Below are 13,860 nucleotides of genomic sequence, written 5' to 3'. Positions count from 1 at the left end.
TGGCCCTCACAGCGCTTCGGCTTCGGTTTCGATGCCGGTCTCCGGGCGCTCCCTGCTGTTCGCCAGCACCGCCAGCAAGGGTGCTGCGGGCGGCGGCACCATCGACACGCTGGTCTTGTCGGCGCCGTCGCTCTTCAGCTGGTTGCGGTCGATGGGCAGGCTGCGCAGGCGTTTTCCCGTCGCGGCAAAGATCGCGTTGGCAAGGGCAGGCCCGGCCGAAACCGTTGCTGTCTCGCCGATGCCGCCGGGCGATTCCAGGCTCTTGACGTGATAGACCTCGATCTTCGGCGCCTCATTGTTGCGCAGGATGCGGTAGTCGTGAAAATTACTCTGGTCGACGCGGCCATTGCTGAAAGTGATGCCGCTGTAGAGCGCCGCCGACAGGCCGAAGATCAACCCGCCTTCGATCTGGGCTTCGACCGTGTTTGGGTTGATGGCGATGCCGCAATCGACGGCCACCACCGCGCGCTGCAGCGTAATCTCGCCGGCCGCTGAAACCGAGATCTCCAGCACCGCGGCCATGAAGCTGCCGAAGGCATCGTGCAGGGAAATGCCGCGGCCGCTGCCGGCCGGAAGCGGCGAGCCCCATCCCGACTTTTCGGCCGCAAGCTCGAGCACGCCTGCGGCCCGCGGCTGGTTCTTGGTCAGCGCCCGGCGATACTCCACCGGATCCCTGCCCACCGCATAGGCGAGTTCGTCCATAAAACTTTCGACCACGAAGACATTGTGCGTCGGCCCGACACCGCGCCACCAGGTGATCGGCACCGGCGGATCCTCGCGCACCCAGTCGACCTGGATGACCGGCAGATCATAGGGCGGTTTGGCGGCGCCCTCGACGGCATCGTCGTCAAGCTTGTCCTGAGGCCAGCCGCCGGGGATGTAATTACCCAACACCGAACCGCCGGCGACATGGTCGATCCACACGGTTGGCAAGCCGTCGGCGCCGAGACCGGCTGATATCCGGTCGTAGTAGGTCGGCCGGTAGAGATCGTGCTGGATGTCTTCTTCACGCGTCCAGATAACTTTGACCGGGTAGCTCACCTGTTTGGCGATCGCCACCGCCTGGCCGACATATTCAGCGACAAGCCGGCGGCCGAAGCCGCCGCCGATCAGGTGATTGTGCACGATGATCTTGTCGAGCGGAAAGCCCGTGACCTGTGCCGCCCAGCCTTGCGCCTGGGTGGGCACCTGGGTGCCGAGCCAGATCTCGCATTCATCGGCGCGCACATGCACGACGCAGTTGACCGGCTCCATCGGCGCATGGGCCAGGAACGGCAGCTCATAGCTCGCCTCGACCGTCTTGACGGCGGCTTTCAGCGCGCCGGCGACGTCGCCTTCCTGGCGCGCCATGATCGGTGTCTTGTTTTTGGACGCAGCCTTCAGCGTGTTCATCATATCGGCGCTTGAAAGCCTGGCGTTGGCGCCTTCGTCCCAGGTGATGGTGAGGGCCTCGAGGCCTTTCTTGGCCGCCCAGAAATGATCGCCGATCACGGCGACCGCATTGTCCAGCCTGACGATATCGCGCACGCCTGGGACGGCGCGTGCCGCCGTCTCGTCCACATCGCCGAGCTTGCCGCCGATCGCCGGACAGGCGGCGACCGTCGCCACCTTCATGCCGGGCACGCGCACATCGATGCCGTAGACCACTGCGCCATTGACCTTGCCCGCCGTGTCGACCCGGCGCAGCGACTTGCCGATTAGCTGGAAATCCTTGGGGTCCTTGAGCTTGACGTCGCTCGGCACCGGTTGCTTGCCGGCCGCGTCGGCGAGCGCGCCATAGGCCAGCTGCCGGCCTGTCGGCAGATGCGTGACCACGCCAAGCTTGGCGCTGCATTCCGAAATCGGAACCGCCCATTGCGCGGCTGCTGCCGCAACCAGCATCGTGCGGGCAACGGCGCCTGCCTTGCGCAGCGATTCCCAGGTTGCCCGCATCGAGGTCGAGCCGCCCGTTGCCTGGCCGCCAAGCGCAGCGGTGGCGTACAGCTTGTCGTTGGGCGGCGCGTCGACGACCTTCACCTGGTCCAGGCCGACTTCCAGTTCCTCGGCAATCAACGTCGCTTCGCCGGTGTGCGTGCCTTGGCCCATTTCGATGTTGGGCAGGATGAAAGTGATCTTGCCGTCGCTGTCGACGCGGATAAAAGCATCGGGTGAAAAGGCGGCGGTGACGTCGCCCTCGACGGGTTCGGCGGCGGCAAAACCGGGCCTGGTGCCGGCGCCCAGCATGGTGAAGCCGAGCAGAAGGCCGCTGCCCTGCAGGAAGGCACGGCGCGAGGTGAATTTTTGGGTGGGGGAGGAGGACGGCTTGCTCATGGCTGGCTATCTCCCTCAGGCCTTCGCGGCCTGTTTTATGGCCGCTCTTATTCGCGTGTAGGTGCCGCACCTGCAGATATTGCCGGACATGGCGGCGTCGATATCGCTGTCGCTCGGGTCGGGGTTGCGCTCCAGCAGCGCCGAGGCCGACATGATCTGGCCGGACTGGCAATAGCCGCACTGGATGACTTCAAGGTCGAGCCATGCCTGTTGCACTTTCTTGCCCGATGGCGTCGCATCGATCGCCTCGACGGTGGTGACATGGCGCGACCCAACCGACGCGACCGGCAACACGCAGGATCGCACCGGTTGCCCGTCAAGCTGCACCGTGCAGGCGCCGCACTGGGCGATGCCGCAACCGAACTTCGTGCCGGTCAGGCCGATGACATCGCGCAGCACCCACAGCAATGGCATATCGTCCGGCACGTCGACACTGCGATCCTCGCCGTTTACATTGAGCGCAATCATGGGCCTCTCCTCGGTTATCCGCATCCCCGTGGACAATGCAGTAGGCACCTGTTTGCCGGTAGTGTCTAATCACATGCATGTTGTTCGGCACCGCAACGCGTGTGCAAATCGCACTCGTGTGCGCGCCACAGTGCCCCTGATCTTTGCCGGGCTGCCGGCTGAAAGGTTTTTGCGATGGCTGAGTTGAAGGTCAGAACCCGCGTCACCGGCGCGACGGCGACGCTGCAGCCCGGCGGCTTGCCTTCCATCACCACTCCGACCGGCGGTGCAGTCGATGTCGTCACCGGCGTCAGCGCGCCGGGCTTCAATCCGCTCGACCTGCTCTACGCCTCGCTCGCCGCCTGCATGGTGCTGAGCGCGCGCATCGCCGCCTCCCGCCTCGGGGTTGCCGCCGCGCTTGGCGAGGTGCGCGCCGAGGTCGGCGGCGAGAAGGCCAAGGACGAGCCGTCGCGCGTCGAAAGGCTCAACATCAGGCTCGACATCTCAGGCGATCTCGACGCTGCGACCAAGCAGCGGATCGTCGAGGACGCCGAAGCGATCTGCACGGTGTCCAACACGCTGCGCGCCGCGCCGCAATTGCATACGACGCTTGGGTGAGGGCTTCGCAGAATGCCTCGCTGCCACCAACCAAGGACCGTCCCATGGCCATGATCCCGCCGATCGACTACGCCTCGGCATCGCATGACATCCGCGCCGAGCACGACAGGGAGCTTGGCCTGCGCGGACGCATGACCAACATGAAGCGCATCCTGCTGCATTCACCGGCGGCCCACCGCATCTATGCCGAATGGTTCACCCTGCGCGATCTGCTCAAGCCCGCACTCGACGACCGCGCTGTCTGGCTGTTGTCGCTGGCGATCTCCGAGAGATGCCGCGCCGAGATACCGCTTACCTTCTTCCGCCGCGCGCTGATCGACAGCGGTCTTGATCCCGAGGCGATCGAGCCCAGCGCTGAAGAAGCTTTGCTGATCGAATTCGGCAAGGCAGTCGCTGCCGATACCAACGCCGTTCCCGACGATGTCTGGGCGGCACTCAAGGCTCGCTACGACGACACACTGCTGGTCAACCTCGTCGCCTTCGCCGGCATCATGGTGGCGACCTGCGTGTTCACGAATGCGGTGCGCGTTGATCTCGACCCGGAGCTGGAGGTGTATCGCAAGCGGTGAAGCGCGTTTTCCCTTCTCCCACAGGGGCGAAGGGGAAGATCGCGCTTCACCTCCGCAGGAATCGGGTGGTTCACGCCCGCCGTTCGCCCCACTTTGATCACATCAAAGGAGGCATCCATGACCATCCATTCGACAAGCACCAAACGCGCAGCCCATTCGGCCGAAGCGCGCATCGCAGCGCAGGACTGGAGTGCTCTGATCGGCGAACTGAACAGCCACGGCAGCACCGTCATGCCGGCGCTGCTTTCACCCGAGGAGTGCACCGAGATCGCCGGTCTCTATCCGCATGAGGACCATTTCCGCAGCCATGTGGTGATGGCCCGCCATGGCTTCGGCAAGGGCGAGTACCGCTATTTCCGCTATCCGCTGCCGGATCTGGTCGGTGGCCTGCGCACCGCGCTCTATCCCAGGCTCGCCGGCGTCGCCAACGACTGGAACGAACGCATGGGCGTTGCACGGCGCTATCCCGATGACCACGCCGCCTTCCTCCAGCTTTGCCACGAAAGCGGCCAAACGCGGCCGACGCCGCTTCTCCTGCAATATGGCCCCGGCGACTTCAACTGCCTCCATCAGGACCTCTATGGCGATCTCGCTTTTCCCCTGCAGGTGGCGATCCTGTTGTCGCAGCCCGGCGAGGATTTCACCGGCGGCGAATTCGTCCTGACCGAACAGCGCCCGCGCATGCAAAGCCGTGCCGAAGTGGTGCCGCTGACCCGGGGCGATGCGGTGATCTTTGCTGTCCACAACCGCCCGGTGCAAGGCACGAAAGGCCATTACCGCGTCAACCTCAGGCACGGCGTCAGCCGCCTGCGCTCCGGCAGGCGGCATACAGTGGGGATCATTTTCCACGACGCGAAGTGACAATTCGTCGGACACAGCCAAAGCACCTCACTACCGCTGCTTATTGACATGGCGAGTTCGGCGGAACAGTCTCCGCTTGTGTAAGAGAGGGGCATTTATGAAACGATCCTATGAGAAGCCGACACTCGTCAGACGGGGCAAGCTCGCCTCGCTCGCCGCCCAGCAGGTGCCGTCAATAGAAGCGGAAGTGCCCGCACCGAACTGAGTACAGAAGCTGGTTCAAAAACAGCCCGTTGCGCAAAATCGCGCGGCGGGCTGTTTTGCATTCTGGAGGTGCGGACCGCAGCGGCTTTTGCGCGCGGCGTCAAATGGGCGCTTCCTCTGGCGCGGCCGATCGCGTAAGGGCCGGGGAAAATCCTCCAAGGTTCTTCCAGTCGCATGATCCGTCTTGAAAGCATCAGCAAACAGAACGGCCGCCAGCTTGTCTTCATCGAGGCCTCGGCCTCGCTACAGAAGGGCGAGAAGATCGGCCTTGTCGGTCCGAACGGCGCCGGCAAGACGACTTTGTTTCGCATGATTACCGGCCAGGAGCAGCCCGACGAGGGCCAGGTGCAGGTCGATCGCGGCGTCACCATCGGCTATTTCAGCCAGGATGTCGGCGACATGGCCGGCCACAGTGCTGTGGCCGAAGTGATGAACGGCGCCGGGCCGGTCAGCGACGTGGCGGCCGAAATGGCCGAACTCGAGGCGGCCATGGCCGATCCCGAGCAGGCCGACCGGATGGATGAGATCATCGAGAAATATGGCGAGGCGCAGCACCGTTTCGAGGAACTCGACGGCTATGCGCTCGATGGCCGCGCCCGCGAAGTGCTGGACGGCCTGGGCTTCAGCCAGGAAATGATGGACGGCGATGTCGGCAAACTGTCCGGCGGCTGGAAGATGCGCGTGGCGCTGGCCCGCATCCTGTTGATGCGGCCCGATGTCATGCTGCTCGACGAACCGTCCAACCATCTCGATCTCGAAAGCCTGATCTGGCTGGAGCAGTTCCTGAAAGGTTATGAGGGCGCGCTGCTGATGACCTCGCACGACCGCGAGTTCATGAACCGCATCGTCAACAAGGTGGTCGAGATCGACGCCGGTTCGCTCACCGCCTATTCCGGCAATTACGAATTCTACCAGCAGCAGCGGGCGATCGCCGACAAGCAGCAGCAGGCGCAGTTCGAGCGCCAGCAGGCCATGCTGGCCAAGGAGATCGCTTTTATCGAGCGCTTCAAGGCGCGGGCGTCACACGCCGCCCAGGTGCAGAGCCGGGTGAAGAAGCTCGACAAGATCGATCGTGTCGAGCCGCCCAAGCGCCGTCAGATCGTGAATTTCGATTTTCAGCCGGCGCCGCGCTGCGGCGAAGATGTCGTGACGCTGAAGAACGTCCACAAGGGCTATGGCAGCCGCTCGATCTATGAGGGGCTGGACTTCCAGGTCCGCCGCCGCGAGCGCTGGTGCATCATGGGCGTCAACGGCGCCGGCAAGTCGACGCTGCTGAAGCTGGTGGCCGGCGCGTCTGACCCGGATGCCGGCACAGTTGCTCGGGGGCCGAGTGTGAAAATGGGCTATTTCGCCCAGCACGCCATGGAGGTGCTGGAGGGCGAACGCACCGTGTTCCAGACGCTGGAGGACGCGTTTCCACAAGCCGGCCAGGCGCCGCTCAGGGCACTCGCCGGCTGCTTCGGCTTTTCCGGCGACGAGATCGAGAAGAAATGCCGGGTGCTGTCGGGCGGCGAAAAGGCGCGCCTGGTAATGGCGCTGATGCTGTTCGACCCGCCCAACCTGCTGGTGCTGGACGAGCCGACCAACCATTTGGACATCGCCACAAAGGAGATGCTGATCACGGCGCTGTCGCAATACGAAGGCACCATGCTGTTCGTCTCGCACGACCGCCATTTCCTGGCCGCACTCTCCAACCGCGTGCTGGAACTGACGCCAGAAGGCATCCACACCTATGGCGGCGGCTATACCGAATATGTGGAGAGGACCGGGCACGAGGCGCCGGGGCTGCGGATCTGACGCAGGTCCTGCGTCCGCATTTGCGTCCAGCAAAGCCAGGATTTGTCAGCTCGCCGCCAGCCATTTGCGCGACTGCGCGAAGGCCTTGAAGACTTTGGCATCCATCGGGTAGCCGAACAGGAAGCCTTGCAGGATGTCGCAGCCAAGCTCTTTCAGGATGCGCGCGTGCTCCATCGTCTCGACGCCCTCGGCGATCACTTCGATCCCGAGCGACTTGCCGATGTCGATGATGGACGACACAAGCTGCCGCTGTGCGGTTGAGCTGGTGATGGGGGTAACCAGCTGGCGGTCGATCTTGAGGCGACGGGGCCGCAACTTCAACAGCGAGACGATCGAGGCATGCCCGGTGCCGAAATCGTCGATCTCGACGTCGATGCCGAGCCCCTTGATGTGTTCGATGTTCCAGCTGACCAGCTCGTCGTTTTCGTCGAGGAAAATCGACTCCACCAGTTCGAACGACACGGTCCCTTCCTTGATGGGAAGCTTGCGCAAACCCTTGATCAGGTCCCTGTCTTCCAGGCGCCGTGCGGAAACGTTGACCGAGACGCGCGGGATGTTGAGGTGGCTGCGCGACCAACGCTCGAAATTATCGAGCGCCTGCTCCAGGACGGTGCGGTCGATAAGCGCCACGACATTGAGTTCTTCAGCCACCTTGATGTAGGCGTCGGGGGTCAGCATGCCGCGTTGCGGGTGATCCCAACGCGACAGCGCCTCGACGCCGACGATCTCCAGCGTCTTGGCGTCGAACTGCGGCTGATAGTAGACGATGAATTCGTTCCGCTCGAGCCCGCCCAGAATCTCGTCGGCGGTCTGCTTGGTCCGCACGATCTCGCTCTGCAGCTCTTCGTTGAAAAACTCGTAGCGGTTGCGGCCGCGGCCTTTCGCCCGGTACAGCGCCAGATCGGCATTGACAAGCAACTGCCTTGCATCGACGCCGCTATTGGCCGCAATGCCGATGCTGACGCCGAACCGGCACTGGTGACCCAGATAGTCGACCGGCTGGCGCATCGCATCGATAATGTGGTCGGCCAGCGCGGCGAGTTCCTTGTCGTCGCGTCCATGGCTCAGCACGACAAACTCGTCGCCGCCGATGCGCGCAACGAAATCGGCACTGCCGACGCTGGCCTTGATGACTTTCGAAGCATGCACCAGCAATGCATCGCCCGCTGCATGGCCGAGCGTGTCGTTGATCTGCTTGAACCGGTCAAGGTCGAGATGCAGCAACGCCGCACGGCCGTCGGCTTCGCGGTTTTCGGCAAGCATCTCGTCCAGATACCGACGGTTGGGCAGACCGGTCAGCGAATCATGCATCGCGACATGCTCGATGCGGGCTTTGGCCAGGTTCAGTTCGGCATTTTTCGATTCTGAAAGGCGACGTTCACGCACGAGATTCTCGTTGAGCAGCACGTCGCCTGTCACATCCCATTCGGCGCCGATCATTTTTGGCGTGCCGTCGATGTCCCGGAAGAAACTGGCGCGGGTGCGCACATGGCGAATGGTGCCGTCCGGCCGCAGGAGCCGATACTGCGAAGAGTAGGGGCCTTGTGTTGCAACAGCCGAATCGAAATCTGCTTTAGCCCGTTCGAAGTCTTGGGGATGGATCGCCAGCGCCCAGTCGTCATAGCTACGGGTCTTGCCGCCGCCGGGTTTGCCATAGATTTCGTTGATGCGGTCGTCCCATACGAGTTCGTTGCTGACGGTATCGTGCTCCCACACGCCTATAGCAGAGGCTTCCAACGCCAGCTCCAGCCGCCGGGACAGGCGCCTCAACTCGGCGTCACTTTTCTGCCGCTCACCGAAAAGACGTCCTGCCACGAGGATCGGCAGCACCACCAGCGCGCCGGCAAGCGCCATGAGCAGACGCAACAGCCACTCATTTTTCGGAGCGGTCGGCCAGCCGCCCTTCGGTATGGCTGAAATTTGCCAGGAGCCTGAAGGCAATTGCACCTCTGCCATCACCGGATTGCCGGACACGACATTATCGCCGCCGAAGAACAGTTCCCCGCCGCCGCCGAGCGCATCCTTGCCGATAAGCGCCACATCGATATCCAGATCAGGGTCGGTCAGTCCGCTGGCAGCGTAGAGCCGATCGACATCGATCACGGCCGAGACGATACCCCAGAAACGGTCGCCGCCACCCGCCGTCGGCACGAAGACCGGGATACGGCCGATGAAGCCACGTCCGCCTTGCGCCAGTTTGACCGGCCCGGCGAGCACCAGCGCGCGCTGGTCACGGGCGCGAAGCGCGGCCATGCGTTGCGTATCGCTCTTGCGGTAGTCCAGCCCGATGGCTTTTTCATTGCCTTCCAGCGGATACATCAGCGCGATGACGAGGTCGGGGGCGCCGGCAATATCGCGCAACTGCGATTTTTGCTCGAACAGATTACGGGCGAGTGCCGCAAATCTTTGCTGGCCCATATAGGGCTCGGTAACGATTGTCGAAACGAGACCCTGAACCAGCTGGAGATTGCCGCCTATGTTGCCTTCGAGCTTGGCGCGTATGATGTTGACCTTGGCCAGGACGTCGGCGCGCGCCAGCTGATCGGAGACCTCTCTGTTCCTCTGGTCGGCAACCAGGGCGCAGACGAGAAGCACGACAAAGGCAATCGCCGCCGGCAAGTTGGCGGAAGAAAAAACGGCCCGTTTCAACCGGCCGGAATTGAGCATTGCACCTGCCAACTCGATCCGAAGACCTTTCCAGGACAGTAGTCCTTCGGTCGACCATAGTAGCTAAAGCTTAAGTTTGAGCTTCGAGACGAATCCGAGAACAAACGGTAAGCTTTTGGCTGCCAGGGTCCAGCCGAAATCTGAATGAGTGTCCGAAAGTAGGACGCCAGGTTGCAGCGTTCTGCAACCCAGCGGCGAAGTCATATTCGCCTCAGATTGCAACAAGCCGCCTGATCTTGCCGCGCGGGCCCTTGCGGGAGGCTTACTTCCCAGCCATTTGATCGGCCAGCGCCTGCGCCTGGGCGAGCAGCGCCGGGAAAGCCGGGTCAGCCGGCAGGCGCTGCGCCATGCAGGCCCGGTAGTCGCTGTCGCCCTTGTCCCAGGCGGCGTTGGAGGACTCGAACGCTTTTTCGTCCTTCAGGTCCGATGCCTGGTAGGCCTCCTGGAATTTCTGCGCGGCGGCGTCCGCAGCAGCCCACACGGCGTCGCAGGCGGCGATCTTCGGAACGGCAGGGGCTGCCGGCGCTGCGATAATTCTCACGCTGTTGCCTTTGACGAGCGTAACGATGACTTCCTGCTCATAGATCGGCCCGACGTCCTGCGTCCAGCCGCCGAGCCGTGCGAAGGCGATGTCGGCGCCTTCGGGTTTCTTCAATGGAAAGTCGAGCGTTCCCTCGAAGGCGGCGTCGCTGTTGATCGCCTGGGTATAGAAGGCATCCAGCTTAAGCGCCTCATCGATGCCGGCGGGCAGTTTGAAACTTTCGTCGGTCTCGGCGGTTCTGGACTGGAGCCAGCGCTCCAGCAGCCCTCGCGTCGTTGCCACCAGGCTGGGGCCGTCGTCGCCCTTGGTGTATCGCAGCCCATCGAGCATGCCATAGCCGATATCGGAGTCGCTGAGGCTTTCGATATTGATTGTGCCGGTTGGCGGAAAGTCCTTGACCGCCAGCGGCCCGATAATGCCGGCAAGACGCTGCTGGAGGTCGGCCAGCGCCTTCTCGTTCTCAGCGTCGATGGTCTCGATTGCCGCGTTCGCACTGTTCAGCGCCGCGATATCAGCAATCGCCTTGTCACGCGCGGCCACATAGTCGTCCTCCGGCGAGGCCGTGAAAGCCACGCTGCTCACCAGCGCAAACAGAAACGTCCAGACCCACCGCATGATATAAACCCTGCTCTACGTTCGATTCCAAGGATACATGACAACATTGGGCTGAAAAAAGACGGCGTTGGAGCTGCCCCTTGAGGAAGGAGATGGCCGGCAGGCCAGAGGCGTCGTTGCGCTTGAAGCGCTGACTCCTTTTGCAGCGCGAGACGACGTTAGCGCTTCACGCGCAACGACCCCCTCTGTCGCCTTCGGCGACATCTCCCCCTCGAGGGGGGAGATTGGCGCCTAATCACGCCTTGCGCTTCTCCACCTCCGCCTTCCTCAGCAGGAAGCGCTGGATCTTGCCGCTTGGGGTCTTCGGCAGTTCCGTGATGAACTCGACCTCGCGCGGGTAGGCGTGCGCCGACAGCCGTTTCTTGACGTGCTGGGCCAGCTCTTCGGCGAGCTCCGAATTGCCCTTGTAAGCCGGCGCCAGGACGACGAAGGCCTTGACGATCTCGGTGCGCTGCGGATCGGGCACGCCGACGACAGCCGCCTCGTTGACCGCCGGATGCTCGATCAGCGCGCTTTCGACGTCGAACGGGCCGATGCGATAGCCGGCCGAAGTGATGACATCGTCGGCGCGGCCGATGAAGGAGACCGAACCGTCCGGCTCGTACTCCACCGTGTCGCCGGTGCGGTAGTAGCCGCCCGTGATCGCTGGCGTCTCGGCTTGGTGATAGCCGTCGAACCAGCGCAGCGGCGACTTCGCGATGTCGACGGCGAGGATGCCGGGCTGGTTGGGGCCGAGCTCGTTGCCGGCCTCGTCCAATACCACCATGCGATATCCGGGCATTGCGAAGCCGGCCGAGCCCACGCGCACGACGTGCGAGAGCCCATGATGGTTGTTGACCATCATGCCGTTCTCGGTCTGGCCGTAATGGTCGTGAATGGGCGCGGCGAGATTTGCGTCGAACCAGCGGATGACTTCCGGGTTGAGCGGCTCGCCGGCGCTGCTCACCACGCGCAGTCTGCCTTTGACACGGGCCGCAGCTTCCGCGCCTTCCGCCATCAGCAGGCGATAGGCGGTCGGCGAGCCGGCAAGGCTGGTGACGCCGAGCCGCTCGATGATGTCGTAAGTGCTCTTGGCGTTGAAGGCGCCTTCATAGAAGGTCGTGGCGATGCCGAGCTGCAACGGGCCGGTGATGGCGTAATAGAGGCCGTAGGCCCAGCCGGGGTCCGCGATGTTCCAGAAGATGTCGTCGGGCAGCAAGCCGATCGCGTCGCGCATATAGGCGCCGAAGGCGAGCAGGGCGCGAAGCGGCACCGGCACGCCCTTGGGCAGGCCGGTCGTTCCCGACGTCGACATCATCATGAACAAGTCGTCGCCCTTGCGCATCACCGGCTGGCACTCGGGCGAGGCGGCGGCAAGCGCGGCGCGGAAATCGATGTCGCCTGCAGGTAGCTCACCGCCATTGCCAAGGATGGTGGCGATTTGCGCTGATGTCTCGACCTCGTCGAGCTTGCCGCGATTGGCCGGGTTGGTCACCACGATCCTGGCGCCGCTATAGCCGAGGCGGTGCTCGATGGCTTTCGGACCGAAGGCGGTGAACAGCGGCTGGTAGACCGCGCCGATGCGCCACGTCCCGAGGATCAGCGCCACCAGTTCGGGGACGCGCGGCAGCATGCCGGCGACGACATCGCCGGCACCGACGCCGGCGGCCTTGAGCACATTGGCGGCGCGCCCGGACATGTCGGCGAGATCGTCGAAGCTGAATTCGCGAAGCTCGCCGCCGGCCGAGATCGCGCGCAGCGCCAGCCGGTTTTGTCCGGTGTAGCGGCCGCAGCATTCGACATAGGCATTGATGCCGGTTCTAGGGTTGCCATACAGCCGGGCGATCTCATCTTCGATGCGAAAGCGCTGAACGGCATCCTCATAACGCGGCATTTTGCTCATGGCGATCCTCCCTAGGCGGCGCCCATCTCCCCTTGGAGCGCCTTATCGGTGAGATTGCCTGAAATTGCTGCGCTGGTCGATTACGGCGATAGTCGGGGGATGCGAAGGATCGCAGCGCAGCGACAATCCGCGCCGAGCCACTGCTGTTGACCGAACCGTCCATCCGGCCGATAGCACCGCCAGAATTGCCCCGAGGCCCCAATGATCCCAGACTCAACTTTCCATGACTCGGCCACAGCCGACGAAGGACGCGATGCCGACACCGCCTGGCAAAACGACATCCGCGCGGGCGTGCGCCACGTCCGCGATCTCGCCTCGCTGCCGCTGTCACCCGCCGAGCACGCGGCGGCGCAGGAGGCGGCTACGCGCCACAAGGTGCGTGCCCCAAAAACCTATCTCGACCTGATCGACTGGAACGATCCCGCCGACCCGATCCGCGCCCAGGTCATTCCATCGCCGGATGAGCTGACGGAAACGGAAGGCGAGCTCGACGATCCGATCGCCGACCATGCCTTCAGTCCGGTGCCGCGACTGACGCACCGCCACGCCGACCGCGTGCTGTTGTTTGCGACCTACCAATGCGCGGTCTCTTGCCGCTTCTGCTTCCGCAAGGAGTCTCTGACCTCGATCGGCCGCGGCTACACGCGCGAGGCGCTCGAAGACGCCTTTGCCTATATCGAAGCCCATACCGAAATCCGCGAAGTGATCCTGACCGGCGGCGATCCGCTTTCGCTGCCGGACAAGGCGCTGGCCGAAATCCGCGCCCGTATCGAGGCGATCGCGCATGTGAGGCTGCTGCGTATCCACACGCGCGTGCCTGTCGTACTGCCCGCGCGCATCACGCCGGGGCTGGTTGGCGCGTTGCAGGGCCGGCTGATGGTCACAATCGTCACCCATTTCAACCATGGGCGGGAGATCACGCCGGCCACCGAATTGGCCTGCCGCGTCATGCGCCAGGCAGGCTTCGTGCTGCTCAACCAGAGTGTCCTGCTCAAGGGCGTCAACGACACGGTCGAGGTGCTGGAGGAACTCTGCCGCGAACTGATGTACCGGCTCGGCGTCAAACCCTATTACCTGCACCATGGCGACCTCGCGCGCGGCATGGCGCACAGGCGCACCACGATTGCGCAGGGACAGGCGCTGGCCGGCGCGCTGCGCGCCCGCCTGTCGGGCATCTGCAATCCGGTCTATGTGCTGGACCTGCCGGAAGGCGGTGGCAAGGTGCCGCTCGGGCCATGCCATGTCGAGGGCCGGGACGGGCAGGACTGGCGCATCCGCGGCCAGGACGGCGAGGTGAGGCTGTATCGGGACGTGGTGGTGTAGGCACGGCGCAGCGGCGCCAATGATCG

At 63.7% G+C, this 13,860-nt stretch carries 10 protein-coding genes; 5 read left to right on the top strand and 5 right to left on the bottom strand.

Features of this window, described 5'->3' with window-relative positions:
- Window positions 1–6: 6 nt before the first annotated feature.
- Together NL532_RS23790 and NL532_RS23785 are read right to left on the bottom strand one after the other, a co-directional pair.
- Window positions 7–2,310, bottom strand: a complete 2,304-nt coding sequence (locus tag NL532_RS23790; protein ID WP_023754671.1) for a xanthine dehydrogenase family protein molybdopterin-binding subunit — start codon at window positions 2,308–2,310, stop codon at window positions 7–9.
- 15 nt (window positions 2,311–2,325) lie between these two features.
- Window positions 2,326–2,778: a (2Fe-2S)-binding protein gene (locus NL532_RS23785; RefSeq protein WP_031197152.1), complete on the bottom strand. Its 453-nt coding sequence runs from the start codon at window positions 2,776–2,778 to the stop codon at window positions 2,326–2,328.
- Window positions 2,779–2,952: 174 nt separating this feature from the next.
- On the opposite strand from NL532_RS23785, the gene NL532_RS23780 reads away from it, so the two are divergent.
- From NL532_RS23780 to NL532_RS23765, 4 genes are all read left to right on the top strand, one after another.
- Entirely contained in the window at window positions 2,953–3,375 is a 423-nt protein-coding gene (locus NL532_RS23780; RefSeq protein WP_023754670.1) for an OsmC family protein, read from the top strand.
- A 44-nt stretch (window positions 3,376–3,419) separates the two neighbouring features.
- Entirely contained in the window at window positions 3,420–3,944 is a 525-nt protein-coding gene (locus NL532_RS23775; protein ID WP_023754669.1) for a carboxymuconolactone decarboxylase family protein, read from the top strand.
- 117 nt (window positions 3,945–4,061) lie between these two features.
- Window positions 4,062–4,805, top strand: a complete 744-nt coding sequence (locus NL532_RS23770) for a 2OG-Fe(II) oxygenase (protein ID WP_023754668.1) — start codon at window positions 4,062–4,064, stop codon at window positions 4,803–4,805.
- Window positions 4,806–5,183: 378 nt separating this feature from the next.
- The gene (locus NL532_RS23765) at window positions 5,184–6,806 is read left to right on the top strand and encodes an ABC-F family ATP-binding cassette domain-containing protein (RefSeq protein ID WP_023754667.1); all 1,623 of its coding nucleotides are present in this window, start codon (window positions 5,184–5,186) and stop codon (window positions 6,804–6,806) included.
- A 45-nt stretch (window positions 6,807–6,851) separates the two neighbouring features.
- On the opposite strand, the gene NL532_RS23760 is transcribed toward NL532_RS23765, so the two are convergent.
- From NL532_RS23760 to NL532_RS23750, 3 genes are all read right to left on the bottom strand, one after another.
- A complete protein-coding gene (locus NL532_RS23760; protein WP_081730963.1) occupies window positions 6,852–9,473 on the bottom strand; it encodes a bifunctional diguanylate cyclase/phosphodiesterase in 2,622 nt (873 codons plus the stop codon).
- A gap of 262 nt (window positions 9,474–9,735) precedes the next feature.
- Entirely contained in the window at window positions 9,736–10,629 is an 894-nt protein-coding gene (locus tag NL532_RS23755) for a hypothetical protein (protein ID WP_023827697.1), read from the bottom strand.
- A 235-nt stretch (window positions 10,630–10,864) separates the two neighbouring features.
- Window positions 10,865–12,511 carry an acyl-CoA synthetase gene (locus NL532_RS23750; RefSeq protein WP_023828910.1) on the bottom strand — a complete coding sequence of 549 codons (1,647 nt, stop codon included), beginning with the start codon at window positions 12,509–12,511 and terminating at the stop codon, window positions 10,865–10,867.
- A gap of 201 nt (window positions 12,512–12,712) precedes the next feature.
- Here NL532_RS23750 and NL532_RS23745 point away from each other — a divergent pair, with 201 nt between their 5' ends.
- Complete coding sequence (locus tag NL532_RS23745; RefSeq protein WP_031199563.1) at window positions 12,713–13,834, top strand: KamA family radical SAM protein; 1,122 nt, start codon at window positions 12,713–12,715, stop codon at window positions 13,832–13,834.
- The last annotated feature ends 26 nt before the right edge of the window (window positions 13,835–13,860 follow it).

Origin of the sequence: Mesorhizobium sp. C120A (assembly GCF_030323105.1) — a bacterium.
GTDB lineage: Bacteria > Pseudomonadota > Alphaproteobacteria > Rhizobiales > Rhizobiaceae > Mesorhizobium.
Note: the sequence above shows the minus strand (reverse complement) of the source record. Positions and strands in the feature narration are given on the sequence as shown.

Excerpts from the sequence above, each read along its gene's own strand:
- NL532_RS23790 (WP_023754671.1), bottom strand. The coding sequence starts at position 2,310 with ATGAGCAAGCCGTCCTCCTCCCCCACCCAAAAATTCACCTCGCGCCGT.
- NL532_RS23785 (WP_031197152.1), bottom strand. The coding sequence starts at position 2,778 with ATGATTGCGCTCAATGTAAACGGCGAGGATCGCAGTGTCGACGTGCCG.
- NL532_RS23780 (WP_023754670.1), top strand. The coding sequence starts at position 2,953 with ATGGCTGAGTTGAAGGTCAGAACCCGCGTCACCGGCGCGACGGCGACG.
- NL532_RS23775 (WP_023754669.1), top strand. The coding sequence starts at position 3,420 with ATGGCCATGATCCCGCCGATCGACTACGCCTCGGCATCGCATGACATC.
- NL532_RS23770 (WP_023754668.1), top strand. The coding sequence starts at position 4,062 with ATGACCATCCATTCGACAAGCACCAAACGCGCAGCCCATTCGGCCGAA.
- NL532_RS23765 (WP_023754667.1), top strand. The coding sequence starts at position 5,184 with ATGATCCGTCTTGAAAGCATCAGCAAACAGAACGGCCGCCAGCTTGTC.
- NL532_RS23760 (WP_081730963.1), bottom strand. The coding sequence starts at position 9,473 with ATGCTCAATTCCGGCCGGTTGAAACGGGCCGTTTTTTCTTCCGCCAAC.
- NL532_RS23755 (WP_023827697.1), bottom strand. The coding sequence starts at position 10,629 with ATGCGGTGGGTCTGGACGTTTCTGTTTGCGCTGGTGAGCAGCGTGGCT.
- NL532_RS23750 (WP_023828910.1), bottom strand. The coding sequence starts at position 12,511 with ATGAGCAAAATGCCGCGTTATGAGGATGCCGTTCAGCGCTTTCGCATC.
- NL532_RS23745 (WP_031199563.1), top strand. The coding sequence starts at position 12,713 with ATGATCCCAGACTCAACTTTCCATGACTCGGCCACAGCCGACGAAGGA.